This window comes from Amycolatopsis acidicola (genome assembly GCF_007713735.2).
Lineage (GTDB): Bacteria > Actinomycetota > Actinomycetes > Mycobacteriales > Pseudonocardiaceae > Amycolatopsis_E > Amycolatopsis_E acidicola.
In genome coordinates, this window is the sequence record NZ_VMNW02000066.1 from 22,826 (window position 1) to 44,817 (window position 21,992).

Annotated in this window: 25 protein-coding genes; 17 read left to right on the plus strand and 8 right to left on the minus strand. The window is 70.4% G+C overall.

The window, feature by feature from the left end; all coding sequences use genetic code 11:
- Positions 1-35: 35 nt before the first annotated feature.
- A complete protein-coding gene (locus tag FPZ12_RS32125) occupies positions 36-1,022 on the minus strand; it encodes a carbohydrate kinase family protein (RefSeq protein ID WP_144750886.1) in 987 nt (328 codons plus the stop codon).
- A 107-nt stretch (positions 1,023-1,129) separates the two neighbouring features.
- On the opposite strand from FPZ12_RS32125, the gene FPZ12_RS45800 reads away from it, so the two are divergent.
- Positions 1,130-1,303: a hypothetical protein gene (locus FPZ12_RS45800; protein WP_166462975.1), complete on the plus strand. Its 174-nt coding sequence runs from the start codon at positions 1,130-1,132 to the stop codon at positions 1,301-1,303.
- A gap of 78 nt (positions 1,304-1,381) precedes the next feature.
- Here FPZ12_RS45800 and FPZ12_RS32130 read toward each other — a convergent pair whose 3' ends face one another.
- Positions 1,382-1,747, minus strand: coding sequence for a HesB/IscA family protein (locus tag FPZ12_RS32130; RefSeq protein ID WP_144750885.1), 366 nt, complete (start codon positions 1,745-1,747; stop codon positions 1,382-1,384).
- A gap of 149 nt (positions 1,748-1,896) precedes the next feature.
- On the opposite strand from FPZ12_RS32130, the gene FPZ12_RS32135 reads away from it, so the two are divergent.
- From FPZ12_RS32135 to FPZ12_RS32145, 3 genes are all read left to right on the plus strand, one after another.
- Complete coding sequence (locus FPZ12_RS32135) at positions 1,897-2,553, plus strand: DUF3043 domain-containing protein (protein WP_166462976.1); 657 nt, start codon at positions 1,897-1,899, stop codon at positions 2,551-2,553.
- A complete protein-coding gene (locus FPZ12_RS32140; RefSeq protein WP_144750880.1) occupies positions 2,554-2,976 on the plus strand; it encodes a class I SAM-dependent methyltransferase in 423 nt (140 codons plus the stop codon).
- Between the two features lie 97 nt (positions 2,977-3,073).
- The gene (locus FPZ12_RS32145; protein ID WP_144750878.1) at positions 3,074-4,060 is read left to right on the plus strand and encodes an aldo/keto reductase family protein; all 987 of its coding nucleotides are present in this window, start codon (positions 3,074-3,076) and stop codon (positions 4,058-4,060) included.
- On the opposite strand, the gene FPZ12_RS32150 is transcribed toward FPZ12_RS32145, so the two are convergent.
- Positions 4,057-4,734 carry an IspD/TarI family cytidylyltransferase gene (locus FPZ12_RS32150; RefSeq protein ID WP_144750876.1) on the minus strand — a complete coding sequence of 226 codons (678 nt, stop codon included), beginning with the start codon at positions 4,732-4,734 and terminating at the stop codon, positions 4,057-4,059. The genes FPZ12_RS32145 and FPZ12_RS32150 overlap by 4 nt on opposite strands.
- 22 nt (positions 4,735-4,756) lie before the next feature.
- Between FPZ12_RS32150 and cobT the strand changes: the two genes are divergently transcribed.
- A complete protein-coding gene (gene cobT, locus FPZ12_RS32155; RefSeq protein WP_144750874.1) occupies positions 4,757-5,803 on the plus strand; it encodes a nicotinate-nucleotide--dimethylbenzimidazole phosphoribosyltransferase in 1,047 nt (348 codons plus the stop codon).
- A gap of 40 nt (positions 5,804-5,843) precedes the next feature.
- Here cobT and FPZ12_RS32160 read toward each other — a convergent pair whose 3' ends face one another.
- The gene (locus FPZ12_RS32160; RefSeq protein ID WP_144750872.1) at positions 5,844-6,947 is read right to left on the minus strand and encodes a branched-chain amino acid aminotransferase; all 1,104 of its coding nucleotides are present in this window, start codon (positions 6,945-6,947) and stop codon (positions 5,844-5,846) included.
- 61 nt (positions 6,948-7,008) lie between these two features.
- Between FPZ12_RS32160 and FPZ12_RS32165 the strand changes: the two genes are divergently transcribed.
- Positions 7,009-7,287: a hypothetical protein gene (locus FPZ12_RS32165; RefSeq protein WP_243770138.1), complete on the plus strand. Its 279-nt coding sequence runs from the start codon at positions 7,009-7,011 to the stop codon at positions 7,285-7,287.
- Here the strand turns inward: FPZ12_RS32165 and FPZ12_RS32170 are convergent.
- Positions 7,235-8,206, minus strand: coding sequence for a hypothetical protein (locus FPZ12_RS32170; protein WP_243770139.1), 972 nt, complete (start codon positions 8,204-8,206; stop codon positions 7,235-7,237). The genes FPZ12_RS32165 and FPZ12_RS32170 overlap by 53 nt on opposite strands.
- Positions 8,207-8,290: 84 nt before the next feature.
- Between FPZ12_RS32170 and FPZ12_RS32175 the strand changes: the two genes are divergently transcribed.
- Positions 8,291-9,796, plus strand: a complete 1,506-nt coding sequence (locus tag FPZ12_RS32175) for a leucyl aminopeptidase (RefSeq protein WP_144750868.1) — start codon at positions 8,291-8,293, stop codon at positions 9,794-9,796.
- A gap of 34 nt (positions 9,797-9,830) precedes the next feature.
- Here the strand turns inward: FPZ12_RS32175 and FPZ12_RS32180 are convergent, their stop codons facing one another.
- The gene (locus FPZ12_RS32180; protein WP_144750917.1) at positions 9,831-10,163 is read right to left on the minus strand and encodes an oxidoreductase; all 333 of its coding nucleotides are present in this window, start codon (positions 10,161-10,163) and stop codon (positions 9,831-9,833) included.
- A gap of 191 nt (positions 10,164-10,354) precedes the next feature.
- Here FPZ12_RS32180 and lpdA point away from each other — a divergent pair, with 191 nt between their 5' ends.
- The 5 genes from lpdA to lipB all read left to right on the plus strand — a co-directional run bounded on the left by lpdA (position 10,355) and on the right by lipB (position 15,856).
- On the plus strand, positions 10,355-11,728 hold the full coding sequence (gene lpdA / locus FPZ12_RS32185) for a dihydrolipoyl dehydrogenase (RefSeq protein ID WP_144750865.1): 1,374 nt from the start codon (positions 10,355-10,357) through the stop codon (positions 11,726-11,728).
- A gap of 57 nt (positions 11,729-11,785) precedes the next feature.
- Positions 11,786-13,543 carry a 2-oxoglutarate dehydrogenase, E2 component, dihydrolipoamide succinyltransferase gene (gene sucB / locus FPZ12_RS32190; protein WP_144750864.1) on the plus strand — a complete coding sequence of 586 codons (1,758 nt, stop codon included), beginning with the start codon at positions 11,786-11,788 and terminating at the stop codon, positions 13,541-13,543.
- Between the two features lie 72 nt (positions 13,544-13,615).
- Positions 13,616-14,485, plus strand: coding sequence for a TIGR01777 family oxidoreductase (locus FPZ12_RS32195; protein WP_144750861.1), 870 nt, complete (start codon positions 13,616-13,618; stop codon positions 14,483-14,485).
- A complete protein-coding gene (locus tag FPZ12_RS32200; protein ID WP_144750859.1) occupies positions 14,482-15,111 on the plus strand; it encodes a phosphatase PAP2 family protein in 630 nt (209 codons plus the stop codon). The genes FPZ12_RS32195 and FPZ12_RS32200 overlap by 4 nt, the downstream gene beginning before the upstream one ends.
- 10 nt (positions 15,112-15,121) lie before the next feature.
- Complete coding sequence (gene lipB, locus FPZ12_RS32205; protein ID WP_144750857.1) at positions 15,122-15,856, plus strand: lipoyl(octanoyl) transferase LipB; 735 nt, start codon at positions 15,122-15,124, stop codon at positions 15,854-15,856.
- A gap of 34 nt (positions 15,857-15,890) precedes the next feature.
- Here lipB and FPZ12_RS32210 read toward each other — a convergent pair whose 3' ends face one another.
- Positions 15,891-16,826: an LLM class F420-dependent oxidoreductase gene (locus FPZ12_RS32210; protein WP_144750855.1), complete on the minus strand. Its 936-nt coding sequence runs from the start codon at positions 16,824-16,826 to the stop codon at positions 15,891-15,893.
- Positions 16,827-17,051: 225 nt separating this feature from the next.
- Here FPZ12_RS32210 and FPZ12_RS32215 point away from each other — a divergent pair, with 225 nt between their 5' ends.
- Entirely contained in the window at positions 17,052-17,459 is a 408-nt protein-coding gene (locus tag FPZ12_RS32215; RefSeq protein ID WP_144750853.1) for a YciI family protein, read from the plus strand.
- Positions 17,456-18,598, plus strand: a complete 1,143-nt coding sequence (locus tag FPZ12_RS32220; protein WP_144750851.1) for an RNA polymerase sigma factor — start codon at positions 17,456-17,458, stop codon at positions 18,596-18,598. Before FPZ12_RS32215 ends, FPZ12_RS32220 begins: the two co-directional genes overlap by 4 nt.
- Before the next feature lie 17 nt (positions 18,599-18,615).
- Here the strand turns inward: FPZ12_RS32220 and FPZ12_RS32225 are convergent, their stop codons facing one another.
- Positions 18,616-19,209 carry a TetR/AcrR family transcriptional regulator gene (locus FPZ12_RS32225; protein ID WP_144750849.1) on the minus strand — a complete coding sequence of 198 codons (594 nt, stop codon included), beginning with the start codon at positions 19,207-19,209 and terminating at the stop codon, positions 18,616-18,618.
- Between the two features lie 204 nt (positions 19,210-19,413).
- Between FPZ12_RS32225 and FPZ12_RS32230 the strand changes: the two genes are divergently transcribed.
- The 3 genes from FPZ12_RS32230 to lipA are packed head-to-tail and all read left to right on the plus strand — an operon-like array spanning position 19,414 to position 21,911.
- Entirely contained in the window at positions 19,414-19,911 is a 498-nt protein-coding gene (locus FPZ12_RS32230; RefSeq protein ID WP_144750847.1) for a hypothetical protein, read from the plus strand.
- A 19-nt stretch (positions 19,912-19,930) separates the two neighbouring features.
- Complete coding sequence (locus tag FPZ12_RS32235; RefSeq protein WP_144750845.1) at positions 19,931-20,872, plus strand: oxidoreductase; 942 nt, start codon at positions 19,931-19,933, stop codon at positions 20,870-20,872.
- A 37-nt stretch (positions 20,873-20,909) separates the two neighbouring features.
- Positions 20,910-21,911: a lipoyl synthase gene (lipA, locus tag FPZ12_RS32240; RefSeq protein ID WP_144750843.1), complete on the plus strand. Its 1,002-nt coding sequence runs from the start codon at positions 20,910-20,912 to the stop codon at positions 21,909-21,911.
- Positions 21,912-21,992 lie beyond the last annotated feature (81 nt).

Consider the following 21,992-nt stretch of genomic DNA (forward strand, 5'->3'; position numbering starts at 1 on the left):
CTGCCGAGGCTGCAGGGGGCCTTCTTCGTCGCCGCTCAGGCGCCGAGCACCGCGCCGATCTCCACGGCGGCGTCGTTGCCGTAGGCGTCCGCGATGCGCTTGAGCCCTTCCTTGCGGTCCAGGGTCCACTCCTGGGTGCCGATGGTTTCCAGCACCAGCACGGCGATCAGCGAACCGAGCTGGGCGGCCCGCTCCAGCGAGAGCCCGCCGTCGAGCCCCGCGAGGAACCCGGCGCGGAACCCGTCGCCGACGCCGGTCGGGTCGGCCTTGGTGGTCTCCGGGATGGCGCTCACCTTGATGGCGCCGTCCGGGCCGATGATCTCCACCCCGTCGGCGCCGAGCGTGGTGACCCGGATGCCGACGTGCTGGAGCACCTCCTCCTCGGACCAGCCGGTCTTCTGGCGTAGCAGCTCCCACTCGTAGTCGTTGGTGAACAGGTACTTCGCGCCGGTGACGAAGGCGCGGGCCTGCTCGCCGTCCATCCGGGCCAGCTGCTGGGACGGGTCGACGCCGAAGGTGTAGCCGCGTTCCCGGCATTCCTCGGCGTGCCGCAGCATACCGTCGGGGTCGTCCGGGCTGATCAGCACGAGCCCGAGCCCGCCCGCGCGCTCGGCGACCGGGCGGAGTTCGATGTTGCGCGCCTCGGCCATCGCGCCGGCGTAGAAGGTGGCTATCTGGCAAAGGTCTTCGTCGGTGGTGCAGACGAACCGGGCGGTGTGCGCGACCTCGGAGACCAGCACGCCCGAGGTGTCCACCCCGTGCCGTTCGAGCCAGGACCGGTAGTCGGCGAAATCGGCGCCCACCGCGCCGACGAGGATCGGGTTGACGCCGAGCACCCCGAGCCCGAAAGCCACGTTCGCGCCGATGCCGCCACGCCGGACGACCAGGTCGTCGGCCAGGAAACTGAGGGAGACGCGGTGCAGTTGCTCCGCGATGAGCTGTTCGGCGAATCTGCCTGGGAAGTGCATCAGGTGGTCTGTCGCGATACTTCCGGACACTGCGATTCGGGCGTTGGCTGTCACCAGTTCTCCCTGTCGTGTCGCCCATCAGAGGTAATTGACTGCCGAGGAACGACACTACCGTCTGGTAAGGGTGTCGCGCCCCGGTCGCGGCGGCTTAGCGTCGCGGGGTGGAAACCACGACAGAGCCGGAAAACCTGGCCGAGCTGATCAGTGACTGCGCCGACATCCCGGCCGACCTGCGGGTTCGCCGCGACGTGGCGCCGCGGCCGCCCGCCCCGCGGCAGTGGACGGTGGACGAGACCTGCCATTCCCAGGTGGCCGGCCTGGAGGACTACGCCTGAGAGCACATAGAAAGCCTGAGAGCACATAGAAAGAGGGGGCACCGTCTGACGGCGCCCCCTCTTTCTATGTGCCTTGTGTCAGTGGAAGGAATCTCCACAGGCGCAGGAACCGGTGGCGTTCGGGTTGTCGATCGTGAAGCCCTGCTTCTCGATCGAGTCCACGAAGTCGATCACCGCGTCCTGCACGTACGGCGAGCTCATCCTGTCGACGGCCACACGCAGCCCGTCGAAGTCGCGGAACAGGTCGCCGTCGAGCTCGCGCTCGTCGAAGAACAGCTGGTAGCGCAGGCCGGCGCAGCCACCGGGCTGAACGGCGATGCGCAGGTGCATGTCGTCGCGGCCCTCCTGCTCCAGCAGGGCCTTGGCCTTCGCGGCTGCCGCGTCGGTCAAGGTCACGCCGTGAGTGGCCTCGGTCTGCGGGGCGCCGGTCTCAGCGGTCGTCATGGCTCTCCCTCAGGTGTTGCTGTGGCGAATACGGATGCCTCCTGCAACCAGGTCAACACCGCGGTCATCCGTTCTGTTCCCAGCCCTCATGGTCGCACATGTCACGACCGGGCGAACACCAGCGCGAAGGTCTGGAATATCCTGGACGGGTGAGGTTCCTGCGCCGAAACGGCACTGCCACCGAAGACACCCCGGACGCCGAGGCCGCCGAGGGCGCCGAAAGCGTCGAATCTCACAATCGCGGGTACACCCCGGGCAAGGGCCGGGCCACCCCGAGCCGGCGCGAGGCCGAGGGCAAACGCCGCGGCCCGATCGCGCCGCCCCCGCGCACCACGCGTGAGGCGATGAAGCGCAACAAGGAACTGCGCAAGTCGAACCCGCAGAGCAAGGAAGAGGCGCGGGCGAAGCGGCAGGAACGCCAGGCGCGGATGGCCGCGGGTGACGAGCGCTACCTGCTGCCGCGGGACAAGGGCCCGGTCAAGGCGTACGTGCGCGACCTGGTCGACTCGCGGCGCAACCTGCTGGGGCTGTTCATGCCGCTGGCCGTGTTGGTGTTCATCGCGCTGCTCGTGCCGTACCCGGCGATCCAGCAGTACGCCACCCTGCTGTGCACGCTGCTTTTGCTCGGGATGGTGGTCGAGGGCTTCATGTCCGGGCGCCGCATCGCGAAGCTCGCGCGGGAGAAGTTCCCGAAGGAGACGATCAACGGCCGGTCCATCGGCTGGTACGCGTTCGTGCGGGCTAGCCAGGTGCGGAAGCTCCGGATGCCCAAACCCCGCGTGAAGCCCGGCGACGCCGTCAACTGAGTGATCAGCCGCGAGCGACTGCGCACCACTTTCGACGAGGACGCGGAGGCCTACGACCGCGCCCGTCCTGGCTATCCGGCCGCGCTGTTCGGCGATCTGGAGCCCCTGCTCGGGCGGCGGGTGCTCGAAATCGGCTGCGGCACGGGCCAGCTGACTGTGCCACTGGCGCGGGCGGGCCACACGATCACGGCGGTGGATCTCGGCGCCGGGATGGCGGCTGTCGCGCGGCGCAAGCTCGCCGGATTCCCCGGGGTCGAGGTCGCACATGACGCGCTACTCCAGCCCCCTCCGAACTCCTTGCCACGAAAGCGAATTCGTGGCCTCCGACTATTTCGGGGTTCGTCCGTTTCGCACGGCATGTGTGCCACTGGGCGCTCCCGGCCGACGCGCGGGCCGGGCTGTTCCGCTGCCTCACCGAGCTGATCGGCGGCGGCCGGGTCCGGAAGCGCTATCTCACGCAGCTCGCCTGGAGCAGCTCCAGGTAGTTAGCTATGCGAAAGGTCTGGGCTAGGCTGGCGGCATGGAATTTCGCCGTCTCGGCCGCAGTGGCCTCTCCGTGAGTGAGATCTCCTACGGGAACTGGCTCACCCACGGTTCGCAGATCGAGGAGGAGCAGGCGCAGGCCTGCATCAAGGCCGCGCTGGAAGCGGGCATCACGACCTTCGACACCGCTGACGTCTACGCGAACACCGCCGCCGAGTCCGTGCTGGGGCGCGGGCTGGCCGGGCAGCGACGGGAGAGCCTGGAGATCGCGACGAAGGTCTTCGCGCCGACCGGGCCCAAGGGGCCGAACGACCGCGGCCTGAGCCGCAAGCACATCATCGAGTCCTGCAACGCCTCGCTGCGGCGGCTGCAGACCGACCACATCGACCTCTACCAGGCGCACCGGTTCGACAAGACGGTCCCGCTGGAGGAGACGTTCAGCGCCTTCGCCGACCTTGTCCACCAGGGCAAGGTGCTCTACCTCGGCGTCTCGGAGTGGACGGCCGAGCAGATCATGCGCGGCGCGGCCCTCGCCCGCGAGTTCCGGATTCCGCTGATCTCCAACCAGCCGCAGTACAACATGCTGTGGCGGGTCATCGAGTCCAAGGTGGTGCCCGCATCGGAGCAGGAGGGGCTCGGCCAGATCGTCTGGTCCCCGATCGCGCAGGGCGTGCTCACCGGCAAGTACAAGCCGGGCCAGCCGCCGCCCGCCGGTTCACGGGCGACGGACGAGAACGGCGGCGCGCGCACCGTGACGCGGTTCCTGCGCGACGAGGTCCTCGAGCGCGTGCAGAAGCTGGAGCCGCTGGCCGCGCAGGCCGGGTTGTCGCTCGCGCAGCTGGCTGTCGCCTGGGTGCTGCAGAACCCGAACGTCTCGTCGGCGATCATCGGCGCCTCCCGCCCGGAGCAGGTGCACGAGAACGTCAAGGCCGCCGGCGTGAAACTGGACGACGACCTGCTGAAGGCGATCGACGAAGCCCTCGAAGGCGTCGTCGTGGACGACCCACGCGAGACGCCCGTCTAAGCCAGCATCTGTTCCGCCACGGCCAGGTCGTGCGCGTAGGTGACCTTGAAGTTCTGCTCCTCGCCCGGCACCCAGTGCACCGGCAGCGACGAGTAGCGCTCCATGACCGACGCGGTGTCCGTCCCGTCGAAGCCTTCGCGCGCGGCCTGTTCGTAGGCGGCGAGCAGCGGTGCCGCCCGGAATCCTTGCGGGGTCTGGGCGCGCACCAGCTTCCCGGCCACGCGGCTGCCGTCGGCGGCGACGATGTCGTCCGCGGCAAGGCCCGGCATCGCACCGCCGTACTCGCGCGCGGTGCGCAGCACGGCTTCGATGAGCTTCGTGCTGACGAGCGGCCGCGCTCCGTCGTGCAAGAGCACCGAGTCGATCTCGCCGCTTTCGATCCGCCCCGCGAGATGACGCAGCGCGCGCAGCTCCGACTCCTGCCGCGTCGCGCCGCCGTGCACGACCTCCAGGCCCGGGATCCGCACGCTTTCCACCAGTTCCGCGTCCTGCGGGCGCGTCACCAGCAGGACCACGCCCACGTCGGGGGCCGAGTCGAACGCCTCCAGCGACCACGACACGACCCGCCGCCCGGACAACGGCAGGTACACCTTGTTGAGGTTCGCGCCGACCCTGGTGCCCGCTCCGCTGGCGAGCACGACACCGGCCGCCTGAGGTTCCGTCACAACGGAAATCCTAGAGCGCTAGGTTGACGCCGTGAGTCATCTCGAGTTCGCCGACGTCCCCCACCCCGACGAGCTCGTGCGCGCCGAGGCCAAGCGGCGGCACGCGACACTGATCAAACCCGTGGAATCGCTGGGCAGGCTGGAGGAGCTGGGCGCGTGGATCGCCGCGTGCCAGGGCACCTGCCCGCCGCGCCCGGTCGCCCGGCCGCGGGTGGTCGTGTTCGCCGGTGATCACGGCGTTGCGGCCAAAGGCGTTTCGGCCTATCCCGCCGGCGTGACGGCGCAGCTGGTGAACGCGCTGCTGAAGGACGAGGGCGTACCCACGGCCCTCGCGCCCGTCGCGGGTGCCGGGCTGCGTGTGGTGGACATCTCCGTCGACGGCGAGACGGCGGCGCAGGAATTCAAGGTGCGCAAGGGATCCGGCTCGATCGACACGGAGGACGCGCTCTCCCCCGAAGAAACCGAAGCCGCCCTGCAGGCTGGGGTGGACATCGCCAACGCCGAGGTCGACGCGGGCGCCGACCTGCTCATCGCCGGTGATCTCGGGGTCGGCGTGAGCACGCCGTCGTCCGTGCTGATCGCCGCATTGACCGGCACCGAGCCGGTCGCCGTGGTCGGCCGCGGGTCCGGCATCGACGACAACGCGTGGATGCGCAAGGCCGCCGTGATCCGGGACGCGCTACGCCGCGCGCGCACCGTGCTGACCGACCCGACGGCTCTGCTGCGCGTGGCGTCCGGGGCCGATCTCGCCGCTATGACGGGATTCCTCGCCCAGGCCGCGATCCGCCGCACGCCGGTGCTGCTCGACGGGCTCGCCGCGAGCGCCGCCGCGCTCGTCGCGGAAGAGCTGGCGCCGAACGCGCGCGGCTGGTGGGCGGCCGCGCACCGCTGCGCGGAGCCGGCGCACGATCTGGCGCTGGACCACCTGGACCTCAAGCCGATCCTCGACCTGGGCATCCGGCTCGGTGAAGCCGCGGGCGCGCTCACCGCACTGCCCGTGCTGGCGATGGCTGTCCGGCTGCTCAGCGACGTCGCCACCTACGACAGCGCCGGGGTCGCGCCGCCCGAAACGCCGTGAGGGCCCGTCCTGGTGGACGGGGCCCTCACGGGAAAACGGTTCAGGACAAGGTGGTCATCCAGTTGTGCGGGTCCGGGCGGGTGCCCTCCTGGATGCCGGTCAGCTCGGCGCGCAGCTTCATGGTCAGCTCGCCGGGCTGGCCGCCGTTGACGAGGAACTCGCCGCCGGCGTGCTTGACGCGGCCGACCGGCGTGATCACCGCGGCGGTGCCGCAGGCGAACACCTCGGTGAGCTCACCGGAGGCGGCCGCCTTCTCCCACTCCTCGGTGGAGATCCGGCGTTCCTCGACCTGGTGGCCGAAGTCCTGCGCCACCTGCAGCAGCGAGCTGCGGGTGACCCCGGGCAGCAGCGAACCGCTCAGCTCGGGGGTCACCACGCGGGCGTCCGCGCCGGAGCCGAAGACGAAGAACAGGTTCATCCCGCCCATCTCCTCGACCCAGTACCGCTCCGCGGCGTCGAGCCACACCACCTGGTCGCAGCCCTGCTCCACCGCCTGCGTCTGCGCGACGAAGGACGCCGCGTAGTTGCCCGCGAACTTCGCCGCCCCGGTGCCGCCGGGCGCCGCCCGCACGTACTCGGTGGACAGCCACACGCTCACCGGCTTCACGCCGCCGGTGAAGTAGCTGCCCGCGGGCGAAGCGATGAGCAGGTACAGGTACTCGCTGGCTGGCGCGTTCACGCCGAGGCCCACCGACGTCGAGATCATGAACGGGCGCAGGTACAGCGTGTCGCCCTCGTTCGTGGGCACCCAGCGCTCGTCGAGGGTGACCAGCTCGCGCAGTGAACCCAGGAAGATCTCGTCCGGGAGCTCCGGCATCGCGATGCGGCGGGCCGAGTCGCGGAAGCGCGCGGCGTTGGCCTCCGGCCGGAAGGCGGCGATGCGGCCGTCCGGCTGGCGGTACGCCTTGAGCCCTTCGAAGATCGCCTGCGCGTAGTGCAGCACCGACGTGGCCGGGTCGAGCGTGATCGGCTCGTAGGCCCGGACGGCCAGGTCGTGCCAGCCCTGTTCGGTGCTCCAGCGCGCGCTGACCATGTTGTCGGTGAAGTACGTCCCGAAGCCGGGCTTCGCCAGTACCTCGGCTACCCGCGCCGCGGAAGCGGGAGTCGGGTTCGGGGTACGGGTGAAGGGCATCGTGGTCGTCATACGGGCCAGGATATCCCTTAGTCGGACGTCCGAGCGTCCGTCCTCCCCTAGGATCAGCGGCGTGACCGGAAACAGTGTGTCCGCCGGAACCGGCTCGGACGTCCGCACCTTCGCCGCCGCCCTGTTGCTCACGTACGGCGCCGGGACGCTGATCCTGGTCGGCTACCTCCTGCTGGACAGCGCGTTCGGGGGCATCCTCGGCCTGGTCGGCGCAGTCTTCGGCGTCGTGTGGTGGCGGAGCCTGCACGACAAGATCTTCCCGCGCGACCTGCCGGTGAAGTCGGTGGTCATCCTGCTCGTGGTGGACGTGGTGCTGAGCGTGCTCGCGTTCGTGCTGTGACGGCGACGGCCAGCACGACCACGGCCAGCAGCAGGTAGACCGGCGGCACCCAGGCCAGCAGCGTGATGGCCAGCGCGGCGGCGAGCACGGCCCGCACGTCGCGCCCCTTGGCCGAAAGCGTGAGCAAGCTGACGATGAGCGCCTCGGCCAGCGCCAATGCCGCCGCCAGCAACAGGGCCTGCTCGGGTTCGAGCAGCGCGGCCCCCACCGCGGCCGCCAGTCCACATGCGACGGCACCCTGCCGCCGGGGCAGCTCGGCGCGGGCTTCACTCAGCGCCTGCAACGCCGCGGGGAAGACGGCGATCACCACGATTCCGGCCAGCAGCGGGTACAGCGCCTGTCCGTCCACAGCGGCCAGCAGGTCCCGGAAGGGCACTTTGGACAGTCCGAGCCGGACCGGCCCGAGCTGGTAGAGCGCGGCGGCGCAGACCGCGAGCGCAACGGCGAGCGCGCCGGGATTCCGCTTGCGCAGCAAGGGGAAGAGCACCGCCCCGGCCGCGAACATCCCGGTGAAGGCCGGGTTGCCGCCCACCCCGCGTTCGGGCGAGATCGCCAGGCACAACGCCACGATCCCGGCCGCACCGGCGAGCAGGATCCCGAGCAGCCAGCCGCGCGCGTACCGGGGCAGCTCGAGGCCGAGCGCGTCCGCGATCACCACCACGAGAACGGCTGCCACGGCGGCGATCCTGGGTTGCTCCGGCACCAGGTACGCCCCGAAAGCCGAGGCGAACAACGGGACTCCGGCCAGCCGCACGGCCATCCGCGCGCCCGCGACGAGCGGCTCCGCGCGAGGCGGGACTTCGGGCTTCGGCCTGAGCCAGGCGAGCGCGCCGGCCAGCACCGCCCCGGCCAGCAGCCACCAGCCGCCGGCCGCCGCTCCCGCGGCCAGCGCGATGAGCAGCCCCGCGCCGACCTGCACGCCCGCCACCTGCCTTTCTGCGTTCCCCCCGCCGTCATTAGCATGGCTCACCATCACCTGACGTCCGCGCGCGAGGAGCCATAAGTGACCGTGCCGAAGTTTGCCCTGTACGAAAACGCCGAGGCCGCTCTGGGCAAGAGCAAGGCCGAAGCCGTCGTGATCGGCGTGCTCCAGGGTGAGAAGGCACCCGCGCTCGCGCCCGGCGCCGAAGCCGTGGACGCCGCCTTCGACGGCAAGCTGGAGAGCGTGCTGTCCGCGCTCGGCGCGAGCGGCAAGGCCGAAGAGATCACCAAGCTGCCCGCGCTGGGCAAGCTGACCGCCGACGTGGTGCTGGCCGTCGGCCTCGGGAAGCCCGACGACGACGGCTCGGTCACGCAGGAGCAGATCCGCCGCGCCGCCGGTGCCGCCGGCCGCGCGCTGGCGGGCAGCGCCCGCGCGCTGGTCGTGCTGTCCTCGCTGGACCTGCAGGGCGCGGTCGAAGGGATCGCGCTGGGCGCCTACAAGTTCACCGAGTACAAGTCGTCCCCGGGGGACGCGCCGGTGGCGGCGGTGGACTTCGTGCAGCCGGCCGGAGGCCAGACCAAGGCGCACAAGGCGACGCTGAAGGCGGCCACCGCGATCGCCGAAGCGGTGCTCACCACGCGCGACCTGATCAACACCCCGCCCAACGACCTGTTCCCCGCCTCGTTCGCCGAGCGCGCGAAGAAGCTCGCCGAGGCGGCCGACCTCGAGTTCGAGGTGCTCGACGAGAAAGCGTTGAAGCGCAAGGGTTTCGGCGGCATCCTCGGCGTCGGCGGCGGTTCCTCGCGGCCACCGCGGCTGCTGCGGGTGAGCTACAAGGGGCCGAAGGCGGCCAAGAAGGTCGCGCTCGTCGGCAAGGGCATCACGTTCGACTCGGGCGGCATCTCGATCAAGCCGGCCGCGGGCATGGACCACATGACCTCGGACATGTCCGGCGCGGCCGCCGTGCTGGCCTCGGTGGTGCTGGCGGCGAAGCTCAAGTACCCGCTCGAGGTCACCGCGCACATCCCGCTGGCGGAGAACCTGCCTTCCGGCACCTCGTACCGGCCCGGTGACGTGCTGAACATGTACGGCGGCAAGACCGTCGAGGTGCTCAACACCGACGCCGAGGGCAGGCTCGTGCTTGCCGACGCGATCGTGCGCGCCGCCGAGGAGGACCCGGACTACCTGATCGAAACGTCCACGCTGACCGGCGCGCAGGTGGTGGCGCTGGGCAACCGCACGGCCGGGATCATGGGTTCGGACGAGTTCCGGGACCGGGTGGCCGCGTCCGCGCAGGCCACCGGTGAGGGCGGCTGGCCGATGCCGCTGCCGGAAGAGCTGCGCGGCGAGCTGGACTCGCGGCTGGCGGATCTGGCGAACGTGACGGGACAACGCTGGGGCGGGATGCTCGCGGCCGGGATCTTCCTGCGCGAGTTCGTCGCCGACGGCCTGCCGTGGGCGCACATCGACATCGCGGGCCCGTCGTTCAACACCGGTTCCCCGTGGGGCTACACCGGCAAGGGCGGCACCGGTGTCCCGGTCCGCACCATCGCCGCCGTCTTGGCGGACATCGCGGAAAACGGCTGAGTCGCGCCGGGGGCGGCTCCGTCCGCCCCCGGGGTCAGCCCTGTGCTTTCTTCATGCGGCGGGTGTACTCGCGCATCCGGTTCGGATAACCGACCTTCGCCACGTCGTACACCGGGATGCCCCGCTTGCGCCCGAAGCTCTGCGCCGCGTCCGGGCTGCCGATGCGGCGGCGGGTCCACTCGCCGTCGTGGGCGATCAACACCACTGTGGTCTCCGTGACGGTGGTGCGGGGTTCCACGTAGGCTTCGACGCCGCGCCGCGTGGCGGCCCATTCTTCGAGGTGCTTCGTGTCACGCTCGCTGGCGCCGCGCATCGTGCCCGGTCTGTTCTTCCTGCGGAGGGAACTGAATAGTCCCACCTCGACCACCCCATCTCCGACCTCGGTCAACCCCCATTATCCCGACTCCGCGGAGTGCCCCCTGCTGTGGTCACCGGCACTACCGCCTCGGTCGCAGACGCGAACGCGCAAGTGACAAGATGATGAGGGCCCCGACGTAACACGACGTCGGGCGGCCGACAAGACGAGCATCGCCGACGAGCTCTTCGAGGAGAGATGAAGTGACCGACGCTGGCGCCGACCTGGTGATCCTTGGTGGCGGATCAGGCGGCTACGCAGCGGCCTTCCGGGCCGCGGAGCTGGGCCAATCCGTGATTCTGGTGGAGAAGGACAAACTGGGCGGCACCTGCCTGCATCGCGGCTGCATCCCGACGAAGGCACTGCTGCACGCCGCGGAGGTCGCCGATTCGGCGCGCGACGGCGAGCAGTTCGGCGTCAAGACCATCCTCGAGGGCGTCGACATCGCGGGCGTCAACAAGTACAAGGACACCATCATCTCGCGCCTCTACAAGGGGCTGCAGGGGCTGGCGAAGGCACACAAGGTGACCCTCGTCGAGGGCACCGGGAGCTACGTCGGCGGCACCACCGTCGAGGTCGACGGCCAGCGCTACACCGGTAAGAACCTGATCCTGGCCACCGGTTCGTACTCGAAGAGCCTGCCGGGGCTCGAACTCGGCGGCCGGATCATCGCGAGCGAGCAGGCGCTGTCGCTGGACTACATCCCGGAGAAGGTCGTCGTGCTCGGCGGCGGCGTGATCGGGGTCGAGTTCGCCAGCGTGTGGGCCTCCTTCGGGGTGGACGTGACCATCGTCGAGGCGCTGCCGCGGCTGGTCCCCAACGAGGACGAGTTCGCTTCGAAGCAGCTGGAGCGCGCCTTCCGCCGCCGCAAGATCGCCTTCAAGACGGGCGTGAAGTTCACCGGCGCGAAGCAGGACGACAACGGCGTGAGCGTTTCGCTGGAATCCGGCGAGACCCTCGACGCGGATCTGCTGCTGGTGGCCGTCGGCCGCGGCCCCAACACCGCGGGCCACGGCTACGAGGAAGCCGGCGTGAACATGGAGCGCGGGTTCGTCCTGACCGACGACCGGCTCCGCACCAACGTCCCGAACGTGTACGCGGTCGGAGACATCGTGCCCGGCCTGCAGCTCGCGCACCGCGGCTTCGCGCAGGGCATCTTCGTGGCCGAGGAGATCGCCGGGCTGAACCCGCGCGCGATCGACGAGGCCGGCATCCCGCGGGTCACCTACTCGCACCCGGAGGTCGCCTCGGTGGGGCTGACCGAAGCGGCGGCGAAGGAGCAGTACGGCTCCGGCGTCACCACCTTCACCTACGACCTCGCCGGCAACGGCAAGAGCCAGATCCTCAAGACCTCGGGCGCGGTGAAGCTGGTGAAGGCGCCCGACGGCCCCGTGGTCGGCCTGCACCTGGTCGGCGACCGGGTCGGCGAGCTCATCGGCGAGGCCCAGCTGATCTACAACTGGGAGGCCTTCCCGGAGGACGTCGCCCCGCTGATCCACGCGCACCCGACCCAGACCGAGGCCCTCGGCGAAGCACACCTTGCCCTCGCGGGCAAACCGCTGCACGTGCACAGCTGACGAACCTCTCGAGACCACAAACCAAGCAACACGAGATTCAAAGGGAGTCAGCGAACGATGGCCTACTCCGTCACATTGCCGGAGCTCGGGGAGAGCGTCACGGAGGGCACAGTCACCCGGTGGCTGAAGCAGGAAGGTGACAGCGTGGCGGTGGACGAGCCGCTACTGGAGATCTCCACCGACAAGGTCGACACCGAGGTTCCCTCGCCGGTCGCCGGCGTCGTGGCCCGGATCGTCGCCAAGGAGGACGACACCGTCGAGGTCGGCGGCGAGCTCGCCGTGATCGACGACGGTTCCGGCGGTGGCGAGGCGGCGGCCCCGGCTCAGGAAAGCAAGCCGGAGCCCGCGCCCGAGCCCGCTCAGCAGGAGGCTCCCGCGGCTCCGGCCGCCGAAGAGCCCGCTCCCGCCGCACAGCCCGCTTCGGGTGGCGGTTCGGCGAGCGGCACCCCGGTGACCCTGCCCGAGCTGGGCGAGAGCGTCACGGAAGGCACCGTCACCCGCTGGCTCAAGCAGGTCGGCGACTCCGTCGAGGTCGACGAGCCGCTGCTGGAGATCTCCACCGACAAGGTCGACACCGAGGTGCCCTCCCCGGTCGCCGGCACGGTGCTGGAGATCAGCGTGGCGGAGGACGAGACCGTCGAGGTCGGCGGACAGCTCGCCGTCATCGGTGACGCCTCGGCCGCGCCCGCGAAGCAGGCGCCCGCTCCCGAGCCGGAGCCGCAGAAGGCCCCGGAGCCGGCGCCCGCGCCGGTTCAGGAGACGAAGCCCGCTCCCGCGGCTCCCCCGGCTCCGCCCGCGCCGAAGCCCGCCGCTCCTGCCCCGCAGGCTCCGGCCCCGGCCGCCGCGCAGGCCGACGGCGACGGTTCCGGCCCGTACGTCACGCCGCTGGTCCGCAAGCTGGCCACCGAGCACGGCATCGACCTCGCCTCGCTGACGGGCAGTGGCGTCGGCGGCCGCATCCGCAAGCAGGACGTGCTCGCGGCGGCCGAGGCCAAGCAGAAGCAGCAGCCCGCCGCGGCGGCGCCGAGCGCACCCGCGCAGCAGCAGCGTCCGAGTGCCCCGGCCCCGGCGGCTTCGCCGGAGCTGGCCGCGCTGCGCGGCACCGTGCAGAAGGCCAGCCGGATCCGGCAGGTCATCGCGCAGCGCACGCGTGAGTCGCTGCAGACCTCGGCGCAGCTGACGCAGGTGTTCGAAGTGGACGTGACCAAGGTGGCGCGGCTGCGCCAGCAGGCCAAGGGCGCGTTCCAGGAGCGTGAGGGCGTCAAGCTGACGTTCCTGCCGTTCTTCGCCAAGGCGACGGTGGAGGCGCTCAAGGCGCACCCGAACATCAACGCCTACCTCAACGAGGAGACCAAGGAGATCACCTACTTCGGCGAGGAGCACCTCGCCGTCGCGGTGGACACCGAGCGCGGCCTGGTCTCCCCGGTGATCCACAACGCGGGCGGGCTGAACCTGGCCGGGCTCGCGCAGGCGATCGCCGACGTCGCGAACCGCACGCGCACCAACAAGATCAAGCCGGACGAGCTCTCGGGCGGCACCTTCACGGTGACCAACCTGGGCAGCAACGGCGCCCTGTTCGACACGCCGATCATCAACCAGCCCCAGTCCGGGATCCTGGGTGTCGGCGCGGTCGTCAAGCGCCCGGTCGTGGTCACCGACGCCGAAGGGCAGGACACGATCGCGATCCGGTCGATGGCCTACCTGGCGCTGACCTACGACCACCGCCTCATCGACGGTGCCGACGCGGGCCGGTTCCTGACGACGATCAAGAACCGCCTGGAAGAAGGCCACTTCGAGGACGAGCTCGGGCTCTGAGTCAAGCGAAGGGGAGGCGCTCCGCCGTGGTTGGCGGGGCGCCTCCCCTTTGTTGCGCCTAAGGTTGGGGCTATGCGAGTGCTGGTCGCGGGCTCCCGCGGGCTCATCGGCGATCCGTTGGTCGAGGCGTTGCGCGGGGCCGGGCACGAGGTGCGCAGGCTGGTCCGCGGAAAAGGCCGGTACACCTGGGATCCGCCTGCCGGGCGGATCGACGCCACCGCACTCGACGGCGTGGACGCGGTGATCAACCTGTGCGGTTCGCCGATGGGGCTGCGCTGGAGCGCGGCGCGCAAGCAGATGATCGTGGACAGCCGCGTCGAGCCGACCGAGGTGCTCGCCGAGGCCGTGGCCGAACACCGGATCCCGGTGCTGCTGAACGCTTCCGCGGTCGGCTTCTACGGCGACACCGGTGATCGCGTGGTCACCGAGGAATCCCCGCGCGGGCAAGGCTTTCTGGCCGATCTCGCGGCGGCGTGGGAGGCGGCGACGGGTGCCGCCGCGCGTGCCGGGAGCCGCGTGGTGAACCTGCGCACCGGCCTGGTCCTCAGTGGACGAGGCGGGCTGCTGGAGCCGCTGAAACCCTTGTTCTGGCTGGGTTTGGGCGGCAGGCTCGGGTCCGGGCGGCAGTACATGCCGTGGATCAGCCTGCGCGACCAGGTTTCCGCCGTCCGGTTCGCGCTCGAGCACGAAAGCGTTGCGGGGCCGGTGAACCTGTGCAACCCGAACCCGGCGACGAACGCCGAGTTCACCCGGGCGCTCGGCCGCGCGCTGCACCGGCCCGCGCCGTGGTGGGTGCCGGGGTTCGCGTTGCGGGCCGCGCTGGGCGAGACCGCGGACGAGATGGCGCTGGTGTCGCAGCGCGCGGTGCCGGAAGTGCTGACCAAGGCCGGCTTTTCCTTCGCCGACACCACTTTGGACTCCGCGCTGGCGGCCACGCGTTGATCCGGTGGCTCGTCACCGGCGTGGTGACGCTGGCGTTGTTCGTGGCACTGGGAGCCGCGGTCACGGCGCATCCGCTCGGGGTCGACCTGTCCGTCGCAAGCGCTTTCCAGGGCTGGTGGCGCGGCACGGGCGGCGAGCTGACGAAGGTGGCCAGCGACTGGCTCGGCCTCGTGCTGCCCGCCGTGTTCGCCGTCGGGATGCTGCTCGGGGCGGCCCTGTGCGTGTACCGCGGGCGCAGGCACGAGGCGCTCGTGCTCGTGCGGGTGCTCGTGGTCTACGGGCTGTGCCGGCTCACCAGTCCCGTCGGGAAGCCGTTGTTCCTGCGGGTGCGACCACGGGTGTACGCGGAGTTCTCGTACCCGAGCGGGCACGTGGTTTCCGCCGCGAGCGCGGGGCTGGCGGCCGTGCTGCTGTGCGTGTGGCTGGCGCCGAAGTACGGGAAACGGGTCGCGCTCGTGGCGTCGGTGTGGACAGCGGTGGTCGCGCTGACCCGGCTGATGCTGGGCGTGCACTGGCTCACGGACACGGTCGGCGCGGTACTCGCGGTGCTGGGTGTGGGCCTGGTCGCGGCAAGTGTGCTGCGGCTCCTACCGGGACCCGTATCCGCCCGCGCCGACGCGGCGTAACCTGCGGCTTGTGAGTGTTTCGTCTTGCCGTGCCACGAAGGAACCGGTCGAAGTCCGTCCGATCGGCAGCATCGACTACCTCGAAGCCTGGGAGCTCCAGCGGTCCTACGTCGACGCGAGGGTCGACCACGGCGGCCAGGACACCATGCTGCTGCTCGAGCACCCGTCGGTGTACACGGCGGGCAAGCGGACCGAGCCGGACGACCGCCCGCAGGACGGCACCCCGGTGATCGACGTCGACCGCGGCGGCAAGATCACCTGGCACGGCCCCGGCCAGCTCGTCGGGTACCCGATCATCAAGCTCGGCGACCCGATCGACGTCGTGCACTACGTGCGGCGGCTGGAGGAGGCGCTGATCAAGGTGTGCGACCAGTTCGGCGTGCACACCGGCCGGGTCGAGGGCCGCAGCGGGGTGTGGGTGCCCGCCGACGAGCGCGGGCCGGAGCGCAAGATCGCCGCGATCGGCATCCGCGTGCAACGCGGCGTGACCATGCACGGGTTCGAGCTCAACTGCAACGCGGACCTGACGGCGTTCGACAAGATCGTGCCCTGCGGGATCCGCGACGCGGGCGTCACTTCGCTGTCGTTCGAACTCGAGCGGGACGTGACCGTGGCCGAGGCGCTGCCGCTGGCGCGAGACGCCGTGCTGGCCGCGCTCGACGGCGAACTCCCGGTGAGCGACGACCGCTGGTTGCCCCGCCCGGAGGCACCCGCCGCGCCCGGCGTCACCTTCGCCCTGTCCTGAGGGACACCCGGGAAAGGGTGCCCCTCAGGGGAACTCAGTCCAGCTGCGGGGCCAGGTCCGAGGCGATCAGGTGCACGTGGTCGAGGTCGGCGAGGTCCAGCACCTGGAAGTAGAGCCGGGTGATCCCGGTTTCCTCGCGGATGCGGCCGATCTTGTCGGCCACTTCGGCAGGCGTGCCGGTCAGGCCGTTCTCCTTGAGCTCGGCCACTTCCCGGCCGATCGCGGCGGCACGGCGGGCGATCTCGGCGTCGTCCCGGCCCAGGCAGACGACGTGCGCGAGGGAACGGGTGATCTCCTTGGGGTCACGCCCGATCTCCCGCGCCGCGGCGTCGACGCGCTCGAACTGCGCCTTGGCGGCGTCCGCCGGCGCGAACGGCAGGTTGAACTCGTCGGCGAACCGGGCGGCGAGCTCGGGGGTGCGCTTCTTGCCCTGGCCGCCGATGATCACCGGCGGGCGCGGGGTCTGCGCGGGCTTCGGGAGGCCCGGCGCGTCCTTGAGCCGGTAGTGCTGCCCGGCGAAGTCGAAGGTCTGCCCCTCCGGGGTTTCCCACAGGCCGGTGATGATCTCCAGCTGCTCGGCGTAGCGGTCGAACCGCTCCTTCAGCGGCGGCAGGTCGATGCCATAGGCGGAGTGCTCGGCGTCGAACCAGCCGGAACCGAGGCCGAGCTCCACGCGGCCGCCGGACATCTGGTCCACCTGCGCGACCGAGATGGCCAGCACCGAGGGGTGCCGGAAGGTGGCCGCGGTGACCAGCGTGCCCAGCCGGACCCGGGAGGTCTCGCGGGCGAGCGCGCCGAGGGTGACCCAGGCGTCGGTGGGCCCCGGCAGGCCGGAGACCGAACCCATCTTCAGGAAGTGGTCGGACCGGAAGAACGCGTCGAACCCGGCGTCCTCGGTGGTTTTGGCGACCCGGAGCAGGTCTTCGTAGCTGGCCCCCTGCTGGGGCTCGGTGAAGATTCGTAGGTCCACAGCGCCACCCTACTGCGCCAATTCGTTACCAATCCGACTACAGCCACGGCGGAAACGGGTGTCGGCATGCAGGTCCGTTGCGGTCCGTCTCCGCCTACTTCCGGTCGGATCGGTAACGGCGCCCGAAAAAAATCTCGGCGGGCGATGTCGAGAACCCGTCTTCGGCTCCGTCCCCGGGGTGACTGCGGCCAGAATGGACCGCACCAGAACCGAGGGAGAGCCATCATGGCCAAGTACCTGCTTCTCAAGCACTACCGCGGCGCCCCCGTCCCGGCCGGTTTCGTGCCGATGGACCAGTGGACGCCCGAGGAGATCTCGGCCCACATCCAGTACATGCAGGACTTCGCGGCCAAACTCGAAAGCACCGGCGAGTTCGTCAGCGAGCAGGCGCTCGCCCCGGAGGGCACGTGGGTCCAGTACGACGGCGAAGGCCGGCCGCCGGTCACCGACGGCCCGTTCGCCGAGACCAAGGACCTCATCGCCGGCTGGATGGTGATCGACGTCGACAGCTACGAGCGCGCGCTCGAGCTGGCGGCGGAGCTTTCGGCCGCGCCGGGCAAGAACGGGGAGCCGATCCACGAGTGGCTCGAGCTGCGCCCGGTCCTGACCGAAATGCCCACGGTGACGGAGTGAACGAGTCCCTGCTGCGGGAGCTGGTGCCCGCGGTGATCGGCGTCCTCGTCCGGCGCGGAGCGGATTTCGCGTCGGCCGAGGACGCCGTGCAGGAGGCGCTGATCCGGGCGCTGGAGACCTGGCCGGACGATCCGCCGCGTGATCCGAAGGCGTGGCTCGTCGCGGCCGCGTGGCGCAAGTTCCTCGATGCCACGCGCGCCGAGACGTCCCGGCGCGGGCGGGAACTGACTGTGGACGCCGAGCCCGCCGCGGGCCCGGCGTCCACAGTGGACGACACGCTCCAGCTCTACTTCCTGTGCGCGCACCCGTCGTTGACGCCGGCGTCCGCGGTCGCGTTGACCCTGCGGGCCGTCGGTGGCCTGACCACCCGTCAGATCGCGCAGGCGTACCTGGTGCCGGAGGCGACGATGGCGCAGCGCATCAGCCGGGCCAAGCGCACCGTCTCCGGCGTGCGACTGGACCAGGCCGGCGATGTCGCCACCGTGGTGCGCGTGCTGTACCTGGTGTTCAACGAGGGCTACTCGGGCGATCTCGACCTCGCCGCGGAGGCCATCCGGCTGACCCGGCAGCTGGCGACCGTGATCGACCATCCCGAAGTGGCGGGGCTGCTCGCGCTCATGCTGCTGCACCACGCCCGGCGCGCGGCCCGCACCGCGCCCGATGGGAGTCTCGTGCCGCTCGCGGAGCAGGATCGCAGCCGGTGGGACACGAAGGCGATCGCCGAGGGGGTCGAGATCCTGCAGGCGGCGCTCGCCCGCGACCGGCTGGGTGAGTTCCAGGCGCAGGCGGCCATCGCGGCGCTCCACGCGGACGCGCTCACGGCGGAAGAGACCGATTGGGTGCAGATCGTCGAGTGGTACGACGAGCTCGTGCGCCTGACCGACAGCCCCGTCGTGCGGCTCAACCGCGCCGTGGCCGTCGGCGAGGCCGACGGAGCGCGGGCGGGTCTGGCGGCGCTGGCGGAATTGGACGACTCGCTGCCCCGCTACACCGCGGTGGCCGCGTACCTCCACGAGCGCGACGGCGATTTGGCAATGGCGGCAAGGCTTTACGCGGAAGCGGCGGCGAAAGCGACGAACCTCGCCGAGCGCGATCACCTGACCCGCCAAGCCGCCCGGCTCAACGCCCGCGAACCCTAGCCCGCGCGGCTCACCCCCTAGCCCGCGCGACGAACCCGAGTCAGCAGCTGCACGATCACCATTTCGACCTGCCTGCCGACCTTCTTCGGATCCGGTGAGCCGGCGATTTCGGTGGCCGCCGAGGACAGCGCGCCGAACAGCAGTCGCGAGGTGATCTCCACGGGCACCGGCTCGATCTCGCCGGCGTCGATCAGGTCCTCGAGGCTGGAGCGGATCAGCCCGAAGCTCGCCCTGTCCTCCGCCTCGCGCCAGCGCTCCCAGCCCATTACGACCGGGCCCTCGTGAATGGCTATCCGCTGATAGGCCGGATCGAGGCAGCTGGAAATGAATTCCCGCAGCCCGCGCAAAGCGCGATCCCACGGGCTCTCCGGGCCCTGCATGATTTCTTCCAGTCGCCCGAACACCGCGCTTTCGACTTTCGCGAAAGCCGCCTCGAAAAGGGCCTGCTTACCACTGAAATGGTGATACAGGGCACCTTTCGTGACCCGCGCGCGCTTGGCGACCTCGTCCAGCGAAGTGCCGGCGTATCCGCGTTTGGTGAACAGTTCGACCGCGCTGTCCACCAGCGCCGAACGAGTGGACTCCGAATAGTCGAGCCGCCTGGACCGCATTGTCGCCACGCTCACAGCTTACGCCGGTTTGGGCTTCACATACCCGTGGTATGTTGAGCGTGTTGGACATACCGCCGGTATGTCGGAAACTCCGAGTATGGCCAGGGTCACACAGAGGGGACGACCCATGAGCGAGCTTGCGAGCGAATCATTCAACGCTGCGCCTCCGGCGAAGGCCGCACCGAGCGTCAGCGAGGTGCGCGCATGAGCTGGAACGACTTCCATCAGCGGCGAGACATCGCCGACTCCGTACTCCGCAAAGCCGCGAGCAACCCCGAAGGCCCACTGCCCTTCGCCGAGGTCCGTGGCGCCGAGCAGGCCTTCGGCACCGAAGAGCAACTCCTGCTGTACCTGCACTACCGCTGGGCCCAGCTGGTCAGCGGCTACCTGCGGGCCGAGCTGAGCGACGAGACCGAGAGCGTCGACGGCACCCGCAACGCCTGGCGCAAGGCCGTCGCCCGGCACCGCGACCTGCACGAAGTCCTCGACGCGAACATCGGCCGCTACGAATCACTCCGGCGCGTGCACGAGACACAGCTGCGCACGCTGGCCGTGAGCGCCGGCCTCGCCGATCCGGGCGAGCCGCTGGACGAGATCACCAGGATCGGTTCGGCGTTCGTCGCGCTGATCGACGAGCGGGGCAAACCGAAGGCCCGCAATGGTTTGAGCGGTTTGCTGAGGATGCTCGCGCCCACCGCGTGATCTGTAGTTAAGTGTCAGGATGAAGTGGACCGACGCCGACATTCCAGACCAGTCGGGCCGCACGGTGCTCATCACGGGCGCCAACTCCGGCCTCGGGTTGCGTAGCGCACAAGTATTGGCGCACAAGGGCGCGAGAGTGCTGCTGGCCTGCCGCTCGCCCGAGCGCGGCCAGGAGGCGCTGCACAGCGTCCAACGGTTCGCAAAGACCGAGCCCGCGCTGGTCCGGCTGGATCTGGCCGATCTCGCTTCGGTCCGCGCCGCCGCCGCGGAGGTCCGCGAACTGACCGGCGACGCGCTGGACGTCCTGATGAACAACGCCGGGCTGATGGCCACGCCCAAGGGCCTCACCACCGACGGGTTCGAGCTGCAGTTCGGCACCAACCACCTCGGGCACGCGGCGCTGACCTGGCTGCTCATGCCCGCGCTGCGCGGCGGCGAGGACGCCCGCGTGGTCACCATGTCGAGCCTCGCCGCGATCGGCGGGCACATCGATTTCGCGGACCCGAACTTCGAGCACCGCCGCTACCTGCCGAACGTCGCTTACGGCCAGTCCAAGATCGCGAACCAGGTTTTCGCCCTGGAGCTGGACCGCAGGCTGCGCGCGGCGGGCGAGCGGGTGATCAGCGTCGCGGCGCACCCCGGTTACACGGCGACCAACCTGAACGCGTCGATGGCGCGCTCGTACCCGAACCCGGTGCTGCGCGCGGTGATCGCCGGCGTGACCACCGCCGGTGACTTCCTGATCGGGCAGGACGTCAAGATGGGCGCCCTTTCGCAGCTGTACGCGTCCACCATGCCGGGGGTCAACGGCGGTGACTACGTGGGCCCGGGGCAGTTCTTCCAGATGCGCGGGACGCCCGCCGTCGTGCAGCCGTTGAAGCTCGCGCTGGACCACGAAGCCGGGGTCGCGTTGTGGGAGCTGACCGCGAAGTTGACGGGGATCACCCCGGACCCGGCATAGGCCTGGTTTCCGGATCATCCGGCGTACGCTGGGGCGCGTGACTGTTGTGCCTGAAGGTCGGAAACTGCTGCGCCTGGAAGTCCGGAACAGCGAGACCCCGATCGAGAAGAAGCCCTCCTGGATCAAGACCAGGGCCAAGATGGGCCCGGAGTTCACCGAGCTGAAGGGCCTGGTGAAACGGGAAGGCCTGCACACGGTCTGCGAGGAAGCCGGCTGTCCCAACATCTACGAGTGCTGGGAAGACCGCGAGGCCACCTTCCTCATCGGCGGTGACCAGTGCACGCGCCGCTGTGACTTCTGCCAGATCGACACCGGCAAGCCGGCCGAGCTGGACGTCGAGGAGCCGCGCCGGGTGGCGGAGAGCGTGCAGGCGATGGGCCTGCGCTACTCGACCGTCACCGGCGTCGCCCGCGACGACCTGGAGGACGGCGGCGCCTGGCTGTACGCCGAGACGGTCCGCCAGATCCACGCGATGAACCCGGGCACCGGCGTCGAGCTGCTGATCCCGGACTTCAACGCGGACCCCGGCCAGCTGGCCGAGGTGTTCTCGTCGCGGCCGGAGGTGCTGGCGCACAACGTGGAGACCGTGCCGCGGATCTTCAAGCGCATCCGCCCCGGCTTCCGCTACGCGCGCTCGCTCGAGGTGATCACCAAGGCCCGCGAGGCCGGGCTGGTCACGAAGTCGAACCTGATCCTCGGCATGGGCGAGACCCCGGACGAGGTCGAGCCCGCGATGCGTGACCTGGTGAACGCGGGCTGCGAGATCCTGACGATCACCCAGTACCTGCGCCCGTCGGTGCGCCACCACCCGGTCGACCGGTGGGTCAAGCCGGAGGAGTTCGTGGAGCACTCGAAGGCGGCCGAGGCGCTCGGGTTCGCTGGTGTGATGGCGGGCCCGCTGGTCCGCTCGTCGTACCGGGCCGGGCGGCTGTACGCGCAGACGAAGGCGCACCGCGGCGAGGAGCTCCCGGAGAACCTGGCGCACCTCGCGGCCGCCGGGCCCGCGGCGCAGGAGGCCAGCAGCCTGCTCACCCGCTGACGCCAGGGGCGGAGCGGGTCCGCCACGCCGATTCAGGGTTCGCTCAGGGCGCTGCCCTGAGCCGCCCCTTCCCTTCCCCAC

What these genes read in the sequence shown, in the direction of transcription:
- FPZ12_RS32130 (WP_144750885.1), bottom strand. Translation starts at nt 1,747, where the DNA reads ATGACGACCGCTGAGACCGGCGCCCCGCAGACCGAGGCCACTCACGGC.
- FPZ12_RS32225 (WP_144750849.1), bottom strand. Translation starts at nt 19,209, where the DNA reads ATGCGGTCCAGGCGGCTCGACTATTCGGAGTCCACTCGTTCGGCGCTG.
- FPZ12_RS32215 (WP_144750853.1), top strand. Translation starts at nt 17,052, where the DNA reads ATGGCCAAGTACCTGCTTCTCAAGCACTACCGCGGCGCCCCCGTCCCG.
- FPZ12_RS32235 (WP_144750845.1), top strand. Translation starts at nt 19,931, where the DNA reads ATGAAGTGGACCGACGCCGACATTCCAGACCAGTCGGGCCGCACGGTG.
- FPZ12_RS32145 (WP_144750878.1), top strand. Translation starts at nt 3,074, where the DNA reads ATGGAATTTCGCCGTCTCGGCCGCAGTGGCCTCTCCGTGAGTGAGATC.
- sucB (WP_144750864.1), top strand. Translation starts at nt 11,786, where the DNA reads ATGGCCTACTCCGTCACATTGCCGGAGCTCGGGGAGAGCGTCACGGAG.
- FPZ12_RS32230 (WP_144750847.1), top strand. Translation starts at nt 19,414, where the DNA reads ATGAGCTGGAACGACTTCCATCAGCGGCGAGACATCGCCGACTCCGTA.
- FPZ12_RS32160 (WP_144750872.1), bottom strand. Translation starts at nt 6,947, where the DNA reads ATGACGACCACGATGCCCTTCACCCGTACCCCGAACCCGACTCCCGCT.
- FPZ12_RS32195 (WP_144750861.1), top strand. Translation starts at nt 13,616, where the DNA reads ATGCGAGTGCTGGTCGCGGGCTCCCGCGGGCTCATCGGCGATCCGTTG.